General features: G+C 49.0%; 12 protein-coding genes and 1 pseudogene. 6 read left to right on the top strand and 7 right to left on the bottom strand.

Translation table 11 applies throughout. From position 1 onward, the window contains the following. Positions 1-204: 204 nt before the first annotated feature. The 3 genes from C7B65_RS19615 to C7B65_RS19605 all read right to left on the bottom strand — a co-directional run bounded on the left by C7B65_RS19615 (position 205) and on the right by C7B65_RS19605 (position 3,324). Positions 205-1,095: a hypothetical protein gene (locus C7B65_RS19615; protein WP_073072802.1), complete on the bottom strand. Its 891-nt coding sequence runs from the start codon at positions 1,093-1,095 to the stop codon at positions 205-207. Next, the gene (locus C7B65_RS19610; protein ID WP_219898661.1) at positions 1,059-2,069 is read right to left on the bottom strand and encodes an IS1 family transposase; all 1,011 of its coding nucleotides are present in this window, start codon (positions 2,067-2,069) and stop codon (positions 1,059-1,061) included. The genes C7B65_RS19615 and C7B65_RS19610 overlap by 37 nt, the downstream gene beginning before the upstream one ends. 79 nt (positions 2,070-2,148) lie before the next feature. Beyond that, the gene (locus C7B65_RS19605) at positions 2,149-3,324 is read right to left on the bottom strand and encodes a hypothetical protein (protein ID WP_073072799.1); all 1,176 of its coding nucleotides are present in this window, start codon (positions 3,322-3,324) and stop codon (positions 2,149-2,151) included. Positions 3,325-3,749: 425 nt separating this feature from the next. On the opposite strand from C7B65_RS19605, the gene C7B65_RS19600 reads away from it, so the two are divergent. From C7B65_RS19600 to C7B65_RS19575, 5 genes are all read left to right on the top strand, one after another. Further along, complete coding sequence (locus C7B65_RS19600) at positions 3,750-5,120, top strand: glycoside hydrolase 100 family protein (RefSeq protein ID WP_073072797.1); 1,371 nt, start codon at positions 3,750-3,752, stop codon at positions 5,118-5,120. 349 nt (positions 5,121-5,469) lie between these two features. After that, entirely contained in the window at positions 5,470-6,108 is a 639-nt protein-coding gene (locus tag C7B65_RS19595) for an alpha/beta hydrolase (RefSeq protein ID WP_073072868.1), read from the top strand. A 138-nt stretch (positions 6,109-6,246) separates the two neighbouring features. Next, positions 6,247-6,459, top strand: coding sequence for a protein IsiD (gene isiD, locus C7B65_RS19590; protein WP_073072795.1), 213 nt, complete (start codon positions 6,247-6,249; stop codon positions 6,457-6,459). A gap of 9 nt (positions 6,460-6,468) precedes the next feature. Next, positions 6,469-7,680: a bifunctional phosphopantothenoylcysteine decarboxylase/phosphopantothenate--cysteine ligase CoaBC gene (coaBC, locus tag C7B65_RS19585; protein ID WP_073072794.1), complete on the top strand. Its 1,212-nt coding sequence runs from the start codon at positions 6,469-6,471 to the stop codon at positions 7,678-7,680. A 372-nt stretch (positions 7,681-8,052) separates the two neighbouring features. Then, positions 8,053-9,177, top strand: coding sequence for an RNA-guided endonuclease InsQ/TnpB family protein (locus C7B65_RS19575; RefSeq protein ID WP_073072792.1), 1,125 nt, complete (start codon positions 8,053-8,055; stop codon positions 9,175-9,177). A gap of 36 nt (positions 9,178-9,213) precedes the next feature. On the opposite strand, the pseudogene C7B65_RS19570 reads toward C7B65_RS19575, so the two are convergent. Together C7B65_RS19570 and C7B65_RS19565 are read right to left on the bottom strand one after the other, a co-directional pair. Next, positions 9,214-9,459, bottom strand: a pseudogene (locus tag C7B65_RS19570) (transposase); the annotation flags it as partial. Between the two features lie 134 nt (positions 9,460-9,593). After that, entirely contained in the window at positions 9,594-11,522 is a 1,929-nt protein-coding gene (locus tag C7B65_RS19565; protein ID WP_073072788.1) for a substrate-binding domain-containing protein, read from the bottom strand. A 248-nt stretch (positions 11,523-11,770) separates the two neighbouring features. Here C7B65_RS19565 and C7B65_RS19560 point away from each other — a divergent pair, with 248 nt between their 5' ends. After that, a complete protein-coding gene (locus C7B65_RS19560; RefSeq protein WP_181314448.1) occupies positions 11,771-13,243 on the top strand; it encodes a glycosyltransferase in 1,473 nt (490 codons plus the stop codon). 93 nt (positions 13,244-13,336) lie between these two features. Here the strand turns inward: C7B65_RS19560 and C7B65_RS27985 are convergent, their stop codons facing one another. Further along, positions 13,337-13,615, bottom strand: a complete 279-nt coding sequence (locus C7B65_RS27985; RefSeq protein ID WP_181314451.1) for a hypothetical protein — start codon at positions 13,613-13,615, stop codon at positions 13,337-13,339. 520 nt (positions 13,616-14,135) lie between these two features. Then, positions 14,136-15,159, bottom strand: a 1,024-nt coding sequence (locus tag C7B65_RS19555; protein ID WP_181314447.1) for a M10 family metallopeptidase C-terminal domain-containing protein, incomplete at its 5' end; no start/stop codon positions are given.

Raw genomic sequence — 15,159 nt, 5'->3', positions numbered from 1 at the left:
GGGAACTCCTAATAGAATGGATTGACTGTAGTAATGCTAGATAGAACAGCCAGCATTACTGAACAGAGAAATGATTGGGGTAGGGGCAATCTCCCTGGGGTTGCCCGCCGTCAGGGGTAGGCACGGGGGCGCTAACCCTACAGTCCATCGGGGTTGGTTGTGTGATTAATTGGTCGCTACAAACTTGGGAATAATCAACTGTTTTTAACTCGTGGTTGTCGGCTGACCTGCAACAACTTTGCCATCCCCTTTGTAGTAAGTGATCGTAACTTGATAGTCTTTGGGCGAGTTGTCGTGAATCGGAATTCGGAACGTCTGCGGAGTAGCATCTCCAAACACGAGCGTCTCTTCGGCTTCGATGTCGTTCTGATCATCTTGATAAGCAATTGACACCTCTACCAGTGGCGTATCTGTAAAGTTGATCAGCTTGGGTGTCACGTTACAAACAATTTCTGGAACGTTAGGTTTATTAATCGTGAATGCTTCTGCATCCGTGAGTGTGTCAGTAGTGGTGATAGAACGACCATCGCTCAGATGATAAGTCAGTTGATAGCGATATTTGTTCAGCGCAGAACTCGCGATCGGGAAACTCCAACTCTGAATATCGCCATTAATAAACGTGAATGTCTCAACTTCATGGATATTTGCAACGTTATCGTCATAGTGAAGCGTGCATTCTACTACGGGCGTAACTTTGAAATCCAATAGATTTGGCAACACTTTCACATTCAGATAGGGCGTTTGCTGCACAATGATCGGAATTGCCTGATTGCCATCTGCATCAACCCATGCGCCTTCTTTAAAGGTGCCATTCTGGAAGGTCGTCAACACTTTATATTGAAACTTGCGATAGGTTTTATCTCGCAGCACGACAAGCCAGGACTTAAATTCGTCAGGCTTTTTAATTGAGAACGCTGCATCAGTGGTGTAACCGTTGGCAGCATCGTTGTAGCGCAAGCTAATCACTGACTGAACCACGCCATTCCAATTTCCGGCAGGGACTAATTGGGCACTGGTTCCGTTGGATAGGGAAGGCTGAATGCCCTCTTGAATATGGGTTAGAAGGCATAACGAATTGAGAATAATTCCAGCCATGACAACCCGACTTCCAAAATCCCTAGTTTCACTGCCGGGACAACTTTGGTTGTGAAATGAACCCGGACAAAGTTGTGAATTAACCATTGCAGGTCTAGCGTCCTTTGTAGATTGTCCCGAGTTTTTGCATACATGTTTGTTTTGCGCCGAAAGGCCGCATTTCGTCGTCTCAAAGAAGCATTTAATGCTTCTACATGATTGGCATGGATTTGGACATCTTCAATCCGAGAATCCGTCTCCGGATGCTCTGGCACAGGGGCTTGATACTTCGGTCGTTTTTGCCCTGAGCGTTTCCTCGAACCTTTATTTTTTAAGCGGACACGCCCACCATTACGCAGTCGCTTTGGCGGTCTGCCGGGTTGTCCAGTGCGAGACACTTCATGGCAAATTGCAAATAAAATATTGCCGTAGCGCCGTTCGCCATCCGTCAGTAAGGTCAAGTCTTGCGTTTGTCCAATCACCTTACACAGCAGTTGTAAAGCCTTCTCAAACAGAGTCTGATCTTTCGGTCCACAGTTTAGCTCCCACAAGAACCGACTACTGCGCTCCATCAGCACGATCGTCCAACCTTCTGACTCACTCGCGGCGGTATTATGGTGGACTTTGGTGTACAGTTCATCGCCTTCAATCACCAAGCTCAGGAACTGATGGCATACTCCGTACAAGGTTAAAGCGGGCTTCAGTTCCGATAAGCGCCACTCCCAATCAATAATGCTCTTTTTAGAGACACCCAAGATTCGCGCTGTCGCATTTAATCCTTGTCCTTCTGTTCTCGCTTTCAGCACCTCAATGATCCGGCTCAATGGCGTTCTTAAGCCAGCCATTGGAGTGGCGAAGGTATCACTAAAATAAATATCGCAACTCCGACAATGATAGATCGCGTGGGTGCCATTATTTTGAGTCGTATAGCGGGTACGAACATCAACTTCGGCACTGTCACAGCAAGGGCAGTTCTGAGAGAATAAATCCATCATAAGATCCAATTGAAGTCCAGGGTTGGCAGACTACTGAATCCCTGTAATATAGCAATATCAGGACTTGATGCCTCCTCACTCAGCGGAACCAGTGCCCTACCTTACTGACCCGCTTTAACTGAGTAGGCTCTACCTGACGATCGACTCCTACAACTTTGACCTGATCAATTTGAGCTTTCTTGATATACCGAGTTTTAACACTGGCTTGGCTGCGATCAGAGTTAACTAACTCCAGATTGTTCTCATCTACCATATCGGTAACTAGCACTTGCTTCTCAGACAGTGCCAGCGATCGACTAGATAGATCGACACGATCGCTAACAATTTGTCGCCAGGTGCGATGTCCGATCTGAGCAAAACAATCAATTTGTAGGCGTGCCTGAAAGCGATCGTCGCTCATGATTTGAAAGACGCGATCGAACTCTTCTTTGCTGTTAAGCGCCAAACGACAGCGCCGAACCTCGGCTGAGACAACTTCTAATGCTCCAACTTCGAGGGTAAGACTGGCAGAGTTTTGCGCCTGCTGCATCACAAATTGATCGGTGCGATCGGTACGTCCATCAGCATCGGTGTAGTCGTCAAACGTTGTCACCTTTAACTGATTGTTGGACAACGTAGCGGTTACGGAGGTACGCTTCCAGCCAAAATCGTAGGTGCCTTGCAAGGTTCCAGCATTGTCGTGCGCTGCGATTATGCCCCAATCACAATCGGTTGGGTGACACTTGTCAAAGCCGTGAAATGCCCAGCCAGAATCTGTTTTAGTGATGTCTAGCCGCGTCATTCCGCTCGTGTTAGGGTCAATGTTTGTCCAGGCTCCTGCCCAGCGAGCGCCCACAGGTTGTCCTTCTACAGGCAGTTGGTAAGCAATTCTCACAACGGCTTGATGATGAATTTCTTGCAGCACAGCCGTTGATTGGGGCACTTCGGGCGTAAGTTCGATCAGCAACCAGGCAAGCGCACCATTGGGGTCATCTTGCGGGCTTCGCCACTTGAGAGAGGTGGTGAATTGTTGGTTGACTTGTCTAAGTTGATAGCGGGGCAAATAATAGCGAACGGCAGGATCTGAAGAAGATTCGTAAAGCTCTCCAGCTTTTAACAACCCATCGAGTGAAACCGGAATCGGTGAATCGGTTTCTCCTTGAATGCTGCCTTTTTCTGACCCTTGACCCACCTGTTTTAGGTATTCAACCGTTTTTACATTGGCTAACTGATATCGAGGCGAATAAACCGCTAAATTTTCATCAATGATATACATTTGACGCTTCCCAAACATAGAGCACCGACGCTTCTGAATCTTTGTCAAAAAACTGTTTGTCTCTAACTACTGTTATCTAATACTGTGCGTGATTTCTGAAGAGTAGACAGTACCTCATCGGGTACTTTAGCGTTGGGATAATGCAGACTTTAAGGTGACATCAAATGATGCAACGTTGGCGAGACAGCACAAAACAGCATTGCTGAATAGAGGGATGATTTGGTAGGGGCAATCCCCCCGTGGCTGCCCTCCGCCAGGGGTAGGCACAGGGGCGCTACCCCTACAGCCATTTCATATCCTCTCGCAACGATCTTTAAACCATCCTCACAGTGATGAGGTTGTTTAAAAGTCACTAGTGGTTTAGATGCGATTGCCTTAACATAGACCTTTGGTAAGCTGCACCTATCAATAGAGAGGGTTGAGAGTTGGGTAGTCAATTAATTGAAGAACAGGCATGGAGCGCTCTTGAAAAATCGATCATTTATTTTCGAGGGCAACCGATCGGCACGATCGCGGCGCTCGACCCAGAAATTGCCGCCCTAAACTACGACCAGTGCTTTATTCGAGACTTCATCTCCTCAGCCCTGCTTTTTTTGATCAAAGGCAGACCAGAAATTGTTCGCAACTTTTTAGAAGCGACCCTGACCTTGCAGCCCAAAACAGGACAGCTAGACTGCTCGAAACCGAGTCGAGGTCTGATGCCAGCTAGTTTCAAAATTCAGTCATTTAACGGGCAAGAATATTTAAAGGCTGACTTTGGAGACCATGCGATCGGGCGAGTTGCCCCCGCCGATGCCTGTTTATGGTGGGTGATTTTATTGCGGGCTTACACGCTCTCGACTCAAGACACTGATCTAGTCGAGCGAGAAGATTTTCAAGAAGGCATTCGCTTAGTTTTAGAACTCTGCCTCGTCACCCGATTTGACATGTATCCGATGGTGCTAGTGCCTGACGCGGCGAGCATGATTGACCGACGGATGGGGCTTTATGGGCATCCCCTTGATATTCAATCGCTGTTTTTTGCGGCACTCAAAGCGAGTCTTGAGATGCTGGTTCCCAACGAGACGAATCAATTTATGATTCGGGCGGTGGAAAATCGCTTAATCCCGTTAACAAAACAAATACGAGAGAATTATTGGTTAGACCCCGATCGCCTAAATGTGATTTACCGCTTTCAGGTTGAGGAGTATGGAGAAGAGGCACTCAATCAGTTCAATATTTATTCAGACTCGATTCCGTTTTATCGGTTAGCAAACTGGTTGCCCGAAGCGGGAGGCTATTTGGCGGGCAATTTAGGCCCGTCACAGCTAGATTGTCGCTTTTTTTCACTGGGCAACTTGATGGCGATCATTGTCTCGCTGACAGACGAGCAGCAGTCTCACAAGATTTTGAACTTAATCGAGCTACGCTGGAATGATTTAGTAGGGCACATGCCGATGAAATTGTGCTACCCGGCGTTAGAAGACAGCGATTGGAGAATAGTGACCGGAGCCGACCCCAAAAATCGCCCTTGGTCTTATCACAATGGGGGAAGCTGGCCCGTCTTATTGTGGATGTTGACTGCCGCCGCCAAAAAAATGGATCGAGGAGAACTGGCACACCACGCGATCGCGGTTGCAGAACGCCGTTTAATGGAAGATCATTGGCCCGAATATTATGACGGGCCGGATGGTCGTTTGATCGGTAAAGAGGCGCGCACATGTCAAACCTGGACGATCACAGGATATTTGTTAGCCAAGGAGTTGCTTGCAAATCCTGATCACTTGAAGTTGATCACGTTTGCAGAGGAGCAGTGATCGCAGAGTAATAATAACGTCAGTTCGATGAGTTCTTTCGCTTCGTTCTTCAGGGCTTTAGCCCCCTTGAATCATCGATTCAGTTTCGCGTCTGGTAACGCTTTCCATACTTTCTCTTTGTAATCGCCCAAGTCAGACAGATCGAGAGATGGTAGCCAGTCCATAACGACACTCAGCGAGATGACCTGAATGATACTATAGACAAAAAATGAATGCTCGATCGGGTTCTTTTAACAGCCTTGTCGTAGATTAGTAATATTGATGGTTACGATCGTCAATTAAACATTGTCGGTTATTTGCAAGGTTAATGGGCACGGCAGTGCCATGCTACAATTTTTGGATAAAACCTTTGTCTCTAAACGCGATCGCGATTCCTCCAAAATCTGGCAAACCCCCAACGGGCTTAATCGTAGTTCTGCACGGTTGGGGCGCAAATGCTCAAGATGTAGCGTTTCTTTGCTCGATGTTAGAACTGTCTGATGTCCAGTTCATGGTGCCCGATGCTCCCTTTCCCCATCCCTACGGCATTGGCGGGAAGATGTGGTACGACTTGTCAGATAATTTGACCTTTGGCGGAGATATCAGCACTCAAACTGATCTAGTCACTAGCCGAAACCTGCTCACAGACTGGCTTAACTCTCTCGAAGCCAACATCGGAGTTCCTTTATCTCGGACGATGCTGGGTGGCTTTTCTCAAGGGGGCGCAATGACGCTCGATGTCGGGCTGCATCTACCATTAGCAGGATTGATGATGCTCAGTGGCTATCTGCACGGAGCCGTCTCGCCTCAAGAGGTTTCTTATCCACCGATTTTGATGGTGCATGGTAGACAAGATGCAGTGGTTCCTGTGTCGGCGGCTCGCAGTGCGCGCGATCGACTCTCAGATTTAAACGCCACGATCGTCTACGAAGAATTTGATATGGGACACGAAATCTCACCGCTAGTCCTCAGTGAAATGCAACGATTCATCCATCAGATCATCGGTTAAGAAATCATTCATCAAATGACTTGAAACTTTATAGTTCAGCATCCTCCCCAGTGCTGAAGTAAAATTTCGTGCGAAAAGATGGGTTAGTGTGGTTAAAGTTGGCTAACATGCGAGAACAGATTGAGGGAGGCGCAGATTATGACGACTTCAAATATTGAGCAGAGAGATGTCTCTAAATTGACAGAAGTTGAAGTAGCAGACTTGGCTACACGACTAGAGCAAGATGACTATGACAATGTGTTTGATGGGCTAAACGACTGGCATTTGCTGCGGGCGATCGCCTTCCAGCGCCCCATATTGGTCGAACCCTATCTCTATCTGCTAGATCTAGAATCGTTTGACGAAGCCTAGAAAACGCGCATGCAGGGAAGACGCATTTTAATCGGCGTAGGCGGCGGAATCGCTGCCTACAAAGTTTGTGCGGTTGTCTCAACGTTGGCAAAAGCGGGGGCAGAGGTGCAGGTGATTTTGACTGACTCTGCCAAAGCATTTGTGACTCCGTTGACGTTCGCTACACTCAGCCGTCATTCTGCTCACACAGACGATTCTTTTTGGCAACCGACGCACGATCGTCCGCTTCATATCGTTCTCGGTGAATGGGCGGAAGTGTTTGTGATTGCGCCGCTCACCGCTAACACGTTGGCAAAACTGACTTATGGAATGGCAGATAATCTGCTAACCAACACCGTGCTGGCTTCGATTTGCCCGGTGCTGCTTGCCCCCGCGATGAATACTGATATGTGGCAGCAGCAGAGCGTACAGCGCAATTGGCAACAGATTCAGACTGACTCGCGTTATCATGTCGCCAATCCGGGTGAGGGCGTTTTGGCGTGCGATCGAGTTGGCACCGGACGCATGGCAGAACCCGAAGAACTATTGCCCCAAATCGTTTCGCTTCTGCACACTCACGGCAAACGGGATTTAACTGGAAAACGAGTTTTAATCAGCGCCGGAGGCACACGAGAATTTCTCGATCCGGTGCGATTTATTGGCAATCCTTCGACAGGCAAAATGGGTGTGGCATTGGCTCAGGCAGCTTTGCATCGGGGAGCGATCGTCACCTTAGTTCACGCGGCGATCGAGCCTCATTTGCTGGCTCCTCTCCGCAACATTCGCACGATTTCGGTCACTAGTGCGGCAGAAATGCAGCAAGTTATGCGAGAGTGTTTTTCTGATGCTGATTGGATTGTGATGGCGGCGGCGGTGGCAGATGTCAAACCCACGACCTACAGTGCTGAGAAATTAGCCAAACGAGATTTGCCCGATCGTTTACCGCTATCTCCAGTGCCCGATATTGTTGCAGAGTTGTCAACGCTCAAACAGCCTGACCAGCGACTGATCGGGTTTGCGGCTCAATCGGGCGATATCATCACGCCAGCTTTAGAGAAGTTGCAGCGCAAAAAACTCGATGCGATTGTGGCGAATCCGATCGACCAGCCAAATAGTGGCTTTGGAGTAGATATGAATCAGGCGGTGTTTATCGATCGATCGGGTCGTCAAGTCCACATTCCGCTGGGCAGCAAATTGCAGATGGCGCATCAATTGCTAGATCTTGTGCAAGAAATTTCTTAAAACAACGTGAGTTCGACGGAGGGTAGAGCGAAAAAGGAAAGCTGAGACTTACCGGAACGGAGGGTTCGGGAACCGTTAAAGCCCTGCTCGTTTACGACGGGGATGAAGAATCGGGTTCCCGCGTAGCTTCTTACTCAGTCCCCTACGGAGGGAAACCCTCCTTCAGGTCTGAGCGCTGCTTCAGCCACAGAGATCTCCTTGTTTGGATTCGGAAGTCTGTCTATCCAATCTTCTATCAATTGAGTCATTGTCTTTTTCCGCTCCTTTGCAACATCTCTAAGCTTTTGGTGCCTAGACTCCTCAACCCGAAGATTTATACTGTTTTCATTGTTATCTATACGTTGTCTATACGATTAATGCTACCATAGACCCATGAAAACCTTGAAGTTCAAGTTGTACAATCACAAGCGGAATCGATTTCTCAAGCGCTCAATTAATGCGGCTGGAGTCATCTATAACCACTGTATTGCTCTCCACAAACGCTACTACCGAATGTGGGGCAAACACTTGAACTGTGCGAAACTTCAGGCTCACATTGCCAAACTGCGGCAGCGCAAAGAGTTCTGGCAGCTAGTCGGCTCCCAAGCGGTGCAAGATATCTGCCAGCGCATTGAGAAAGCCTATCAACTGTTTTTCAAACACCCCAAAAAAGGAGTTAGACCGCCCAACTTCAAGAAAGTCAGAAGGTACAAATCGTTCACCCTCAAGCAAGCTGGTTACAAGTTCTTGGGTGGCAATCGCATCAAGATTGGAGCGAAGGTCTATCAGTATTGGAACTCCAGAGAAATTGAGGGCACGGTCAAGACGTTGACGATCAAACGGACTCCATTAGGGGAGTTGTTTATGGTCGTGGTCGTTGACAGCGTGGATATTCCTGAAATCAAAGTCGAGACGAGTCGCATCGCTGGCTTTGATTTTGGCTTGAAAACGTTCCTTACGGTCTCGGATGGCTCCCAGATTGAATCGCCGCAATTCCTCAAACAATCGCTGACTGCGATTAAGAAAGCGAATCGTCAGCACTCTAAAAAGGTGAAGGGTTCAGCCAATCGGGAACGAGCTAGAAAGCATTTGGTTCGCAAACATGAAGACGTGGCGAATCGTCGCTCTGATTGGTTCTGGAAGTTGGCGCATGACCTGACGGACAGGTTTGATGTGTTGTGCTTTGAGACGTTGAACCTGAAAGGAATGCAGCGCTTGTGCGGTCGCAAAATCTCTGATTTAGCCCTGAGAGAGTTTCTGCAAATTCTCGACTGGGTTGCCCAAAAGAAAGGCAAGCTGACGGTCTATATCGACCGTTGGTATCCATCGAGCAAGACCTGCTTTGAGTGTGGTCATGTCCTCAAAGAGTTGGATTTGTCAGTCAGGGAATGGCGCTGTCCATCCTGCCAGTCAATCAATGGGCGCGATGAAAACGCGGCTAAGAACATTCAAGCAGTTGGGGCATCAACTGTTGGGTTAGGTGATGTCAGACGGGCTTTGCCTGCAATCGCTGTCTGATCCCAGAATCCCCGGGCGTTTACGCCGGGGAGTATGTCAAAACGGTGTTGTGGGCAGGCACAATGCAAAGGTGTTAGTGTATGCCACCGATAACCGCTGCATCGCTCCAGATATTTCATCTGTTTTACACCGCACCAACAAATGGTAATGATTGGGCATCAAGCAATATGCCAGCACATCAAGCGTTTGTTCAATCAAATGTCGGCGCACGAGGCGCAAAAAGTACAGGTAGTTTTCCCATTCAAAAAAGATGAGATTACGATCGTTACCGCGATTGTAGAGATGGTAGTAATAGTCTGGCTAGAATGTGAGATAGCGACGCGGCATGGAGAAGGTTTGCATGCAACAGTTCCCTTAAGGTTCCCAACTCCGCCAAGACCAGACCTCGGAGGTTTTCAAAACCTCCGAGGTCTACGCTAACCCATCCGATTGGTAGCAGGAATCCAAACCGGAGTCGATCGGGCAAATCGCGTCCAGTGATCGTCGGCACTCAAATAGCCAATCTCAGCCATATAGGTACGATCGCTGGCGGGGATCGGCACGTTGCAACTCAGCGCCAAATCGTCACAGTCAAACTGCTGAAATTTGTCGGGAGTTTGGGTCGCCAGGTCAAGCCCTGTGACATCATAAAGCCTCACCACTAAACGCTCTCTTCCTTGGCGGGGCACGTCTGCTCTGAGCGATCGCGGCACATCCCATCGAAGGGTCGCCCACTCAGCACTGCGCGGCAAAATGCTAATCTGCCCTTGCGTCTCAACGTTAGGAAGGTTGTCTAGCCCATTGCTCGGAGCCGCCTCCGTTTCTGCATTCAGGCGCGAGGAGTTTGGTTGAGCTTGATCGTCCGATGCTTGATGACTCGATCCTTGATGACTCGATAGAAACGACCACGCGGCAGCTCCTGCCCCACCTGCGATCGCGGCACCTGCTGCCAACGTCGATCCGCCTGCTGTAGCTGCGCCATCTGCCAAATTTGTGGCTTCTCCCAGAAAGTTAGGAGAACCCGCGATCGGGTCAGATGTCACCGTTGGATCTAAAGGATCGTTGAGTTGCGATCGAGTTCCGTCAAAATCTGGCTCAGACTGATGCGGGTCAAATCCTCCAGGAAAGTTTGTGTCATCGTAGCCAGCCGGGTCATTATAAGCCTGGGGAGACGGGCGCGATCGCTCTTTGCCCAACATCCAAAAGAGCGCCGCCAGTGATCCCAACGGCAGCAGCCACCACCAAGAAGGCATTCCCCCGTCTGACTCAGTTGCGCTGGTTGCTCCAGAAGAAGGCAGCACGGCGGTTTTACCATTGGGGTCAGCCGTCTGACTCGGCGTGGGAGCATTCAGCGAAGCGGCTTTGTTGCCAGCAGAATTCTTTGCGGCTTTGTTAGCGCCAGCATTACCAGCAGAATTTACCTTCCCATTAGCAGCAGCGATCGGTTTCGTTGCTAGAGGAGCCGCTTTTGCGTCCACAGAATTGAGCGCGATCGCTTCAACCCCAGACGCTTTGATCGCTTCCTGACCTGCTTTTGCAGCCGTGTAGCCCAAAAACGCCTGCACTGCCGTGCTGGGAGGAGTTTCTGCTTTATAGACGTAAAACAAAGCCTGCGAGAACGGATATTTAGGATTGGTCGGAGCCGTCCCGTGCATGGGAATAGCTTTCACGCCAGCCTGACCGCGCACTTGATTAGCCGGGAGATAGCTAATTCCGTTCGCCCCTAGTTTTTGAATCACTGCCGCCGTGCTTTCATCGTTGAGCTTATCGGCAGTGGCACCCGTCTCAAAGGGGGCACCTTTAAAAGCTGGATAGTTGCGGAATGCCTGGCGAGTATCATTCACTGCGGGTCGATCGACCACACGAATTGCGCCTGCTTTTCCGCCCACTTCTGACCAGTTCTTGATCTCACCCCTAAATATTTTGGCGAACTGGTTGATATCCAAACTTTTTGATAGGGGATTTTTGGTGCCTACCACGATCGCAATTTTATCGCGCGCGACTGGCACAGCGACTAAGCCTTGAGCTTTTTCTTGAGCCGTTAACGGGCGACCGATCGCGGCTAAATCTGCTTTTCCGTCGAGCAAGGCTTGTATCCCATCCGAGGTGCCACCGGTTGCGATGTTGACCTTTGTGCCAGGATATTGCTGCTCAAAGCGCTGCTTTAACGACTGATTGATGCTTGCCATGCTGGTTGAGCCGTTAATCTGAATGGTCGTTCCTTGAGGCACTGAGCTAGGCAGCGAAAAGTTAACCGATTGTGCCCAAACTGGATTGATTGACAAAGAGGCAGCGATGGGCTGCGAGGTTGCTCCCAAGCTCAAGAGTAGGGCGAGGCTACCGATTGAAGATCTTTTTATGGTCATTTTGTTTGCACCCACCAAAATGTAGGGATTTTTTCAACGCTGCAATCTCAAAAATACGATCGGTCTTTCAGATATTTATAGAACTAAAGTGCAACACAATAAATTTAGGATAAATCTGTTACGCTCACTGAAGACATAAGACTTTATTAATGCAGTGCGGCTTTAAAATCAAGGTGACTCCTTCAAAACGTGAGAAAATTGGGTGCCTCTGTGCATAGACTCTGCACCAATCTTCTAGAATTGCCCTTGTGACTCAACCCACGACTCAACCCACGACTTCGCTGTTTAAAGATGCTTTTAAACAGCAGGTGAGAACTTATTTTGATCAGATTGCACCCGACCTCGATCGCTGGAACCGTCGCAATGGATATTATTATCAGGATCTCGATCGCCTACATCAATTTTTGATTCCTCCAGGCAGTCGCCTCTTAGAAGTGGGCTGTGGCACCGGAAATCTTCTGGCTGCACTAGACCCAGATGTGGGCGTAGGAATTGATTTTTCTCAGACTGCGATCGACATTGCTAAGGCAAAATATCCTCATCTACAGTTCTATTGTCGGGATGTTGAAACGTTGACTCCAAAAGAGCTTGGCAGCAATGTTGCGTTTGACTTTATTGTGCTGTCGGGCACGTTAGGGCATTTGGGAGACATCCAGCAGGCTTTGCAGCAGCTACAAGCCTTTTGTCACCCTCGGACGCGGCTAATTCTGACGTTTCATAACTTCTTGTGGCAGCCACTATTACACCTCGCAGAACGAATCGGTCAGCGTCGTCCGCAGCCGCCTCAAAGCTGGCTTTCGATGACCGATGTGCAAAATTTGCTGAAGATTACAGGCTATTTGCCCGTGCGATCGGGTCGGCGTTTTCTCATGCCCAAACCCATTCCCGGCTTGGCGTTTCTCTTCAATCGCATCCTCGCTCATCTGCCCGGAATCAACCATCTTTGTCTGACGAATTATGTGATTGCAAGACCTGATCTCCCAGCCACCGATGCCAATGATTACACGTGTTCAGTGATCATTCCTGCCCGAAACGAGGCGGGTAATATTCGGGGCGCGATCGATCGTCTCCCGCAGTTGGGCAAACACACCGAAGTCATCTTTGTAGAAGGACATTCTCAAGATCACACCTGGGCAGAGATTCAGCGAGTGGTGCAGCAGGGGCACGATCGCTTTACTCTCAAAGCATTTCAGCAATTAGGAAAGGGAAAAGCCGACGCAGTGCGATTAGGATTTGATCACGCGATCGGCGATATTTTGATAATTCTAGATGCTGATTTGACCGTTCAGCCTGAAGACTTGCCCCATTTTTTTGCAGTGATCACTTCCGGTCGCGGAGAATTTGCCAATGGTTCTCGGTTGGTCTATCCCCGATCGGGTGAAGCGATGCCTTGGCTGAATAATTGGGCAAACAAGTTCTTTAGTCTGACGTTTTCGTTTCTGTTGGGGCAACCGTTAAAAGATACGCTGTGTGGCACAAAAGTTTTGCGGCGTGAAGACTACGAAAAAATCGCCGCCGGGCGCAGCTATTTTGGAGACTTTGACCCCTTCGGAGATTTTGATCTGCTGTTTGGTGCCACAAAGTTGAGCTTACACATGGTCGATGTGCCTGTGCGCTATCAACCTCGCACTTATGGGGCATCCAACATTGCTCATGTCCGTGAAGGCTTGATTTTGCTGCAAATGTGCCTCTACGCTTCTCGTAAAATCAAGTTTTTTTAAGAGTTCTGGCTTGAGAAGCGATCGACCAACTGTTCGCGAGATTGCTGTAGCAAAAGCGGCGTAAATTCTTCGGGTGACAAGGCTAAGAGCGGCTCATACTAGGTCAGAAAGCTGTGTATCAAGGGCACCAAAGCGGACTTTGAGGAGGTTCTCGATCGTAACGGTTCGAGTAGACAGGGAAGGGCGACCATCTGCCCCAGTAGCCCTAACTCTTGGCGTTGAACGATCGAGTAGCGTTGGGTAGAAACCAAATATCAGCATGGCGGCGTTCCCCTTTGGACTGACTACGCTTTTTTGTGTACCTGCAAATAACTCACGATCCAATCCTACATTCAGCAACGCCGTGTGAATATGTAACCCGATCGTGCCCAATAGACCACCCTTCTAAAACTGATGGGGAATGCGACGACGACATCGCTCTGTGGGGTGGCACCTTGGCAAGAATTTCGGATCACGCTAGAGCAATACCTCAGGAAAACTGGAGGTGATGCCTGCTCTCATTTTGGTTGATGGATCTAACTTGGATGGGCGGAAGAGCTACTCCCCCTCGACCCAACCACAATTTTTGAATAAGAGCCTAAAACCCTTGATTCCTCATTGTCACCTCAGAATTATAAAGAGCCTGAAACCCATGTTCCGCCGTTGGCAATCATCCCCTTTGTGAAGACTGTCTGGAGTATTGTAACAAGATGGGCACATTTCAAGTTCAACTACTGCCTGGGAGCCGCAGCAAAGATGTCAGATTGAGTAATCAGCAAGCCACTGCCAAGAGTAGCAATTTGTATCTGTGGGGTTGAAGCAGAACAGGTGCGACCTCTACCTGATACTAAAGTGACTCAAGCCTCCTGCTGATAAGGTTTTTGAACGATTTCACAGTAGTCTTTTTGATTATTCATTGATCAATTTTACAGGCACTCAAAACCCTTATGGAGCAAAAGGTAATCGGTTTTTTCCAATGTATCGGATGGAGGTCGCACCCATCAGAACCATCTGAGTCGAAGGAGAAAGCACCCCTTGCAGCATCATAGATAAATCGGTGGCTGCTGGTCATTGCCGCCGTGCCAAGGGCAAACTGAGCTTCCGTAATTTCAGCGTTGGCAGCCAGTCCGCCACCAAAACCTATAGCGGACACAGCAAGCTTGTCAGTTCCCACCAAGAAGTCGGTAATAGTATCAACACCTCCAGTTAACGAATCAAAGACAAACTGATCTTTCCCGACCCCACCTGTTAAGGCATCATCGCCTGCCCCTCCAATAAGGAGATCGTCGCCTGCGCCTCCAATGAGAATATCGTTACTAGCTCCACCGTTAAGAATGTCGTTGCCTATTCCACCATCGAGAGTATTAGCATCTGCATCACCCATAATGGCGTTGTTTGCCTCATAGAGTGTGCCATCGCCATTGGCATCTACTTGGAAATTAACCTCCAGGTTCAAGCCTTCTGAGGAGGTTGCAGACCATCCACTGCTGCTCGACTTGTAGTTCCACTGGTCATCGAGATTCCACAGATAGAGGTCGTTGGTAGCAGCCAGCTTCCACAACAGACGGTTCTCACCGTTGACCGTTTCGGCTCCGAGCACTTGCCAGCCTGCAAACATGTCTGCTTTCACCAACTTCTGGTTCAACAGAATTGAATGCTTGACGCTGTTGCTCTCAACCGACAGATTGTTCAAAGCATCATGCACCAAGGTGGTATTGCCCACCGATTCGATCGATGTAACGGCATCCCCGATTGCTTTGTCCTCGTTGAGGTCTTGGCTGAAGTCGCGCTCCAGGTTCAAGCCTTCTGAGGAGGTTGCAGACCATCCACTGCTGCTCGACTTGTAGTTCCACTGGTCATCGATGTCTTCAGGTGCAAAGACGCACAGAAACTCGACCAACTGGTCAAAGCGCTCTTGCGTGTTCGAGTTGCCCCGC

Origin of the sequence: Phormidesmis priestleyi ULC007 (genome assembly GCF_003003695.1) — a bacterium.
GTDB classification, from domain to species: Bacteria; Cyanobacteriota; Cyanobacteriia; order Leptolyngbyales; family Leptolyngbyaceae; genus Phormidesmis_A; species Phormidesmis_A priestleyi_A.
The sequence above is the reverse complement of the archived record's forward strand: the minus strand, read 5'-3'. Positions and strand labels throughout refer to the sequence as shown.

Excerpts from the sequence above, each read along its gene's own strand:
- C7B65_RS19615 (WP_073072802.1), bottom strand. The coding sequence starts at position 1,095 with ATGGCTGGAATTATTCTCAATTCGTTATGCCTTCTAACCCATATTCAA.
- C7B65_RS19610 (WP_219898661.1), bottom strand. The coding sequence starts at position 2,069 with ATGATGGATTTATTCTCTCAGAACTGCCCTTGCTGTGACAGTGCCGAA.
- C7B65_RS19605 (WP_073072799.1), bottom strand. The coding sequence starts at position 3,324 with ATGTATATCATTGATGAAAATTTAGCGGTTTATTCGCCTCGATATCAG.
- isiD (WP_073072795.1), top strand. The coding sequence starts at position 6,247 with ATGACGACTTCAAATATTGAGCAGAGAGATGTCTCTAAATTGACAGAA.
- coaBC (WP_073072794.1), top strand. The coding sequence starts at position 6,469 with ATGCAGGGAAGACGCATTTTAATCGGCGTAGGCGGCGGAATCGCTGCC.
- C7B65_RS19575 (WP_073072792.1), top strand. The coding sequence starts at position 8,053 with ATGAAAACCTTGAAGTTCAAGTTGTACAATCACAAGCGGAATCGATTT.
- C7B65_RS19565 (WP_073072788.1), bottom strand. The coding sequence starts at position 11,522 with ATGACCATAAAAAGATCTTCAATCGGTAGCCTCGCCCTACTCTTGAGC.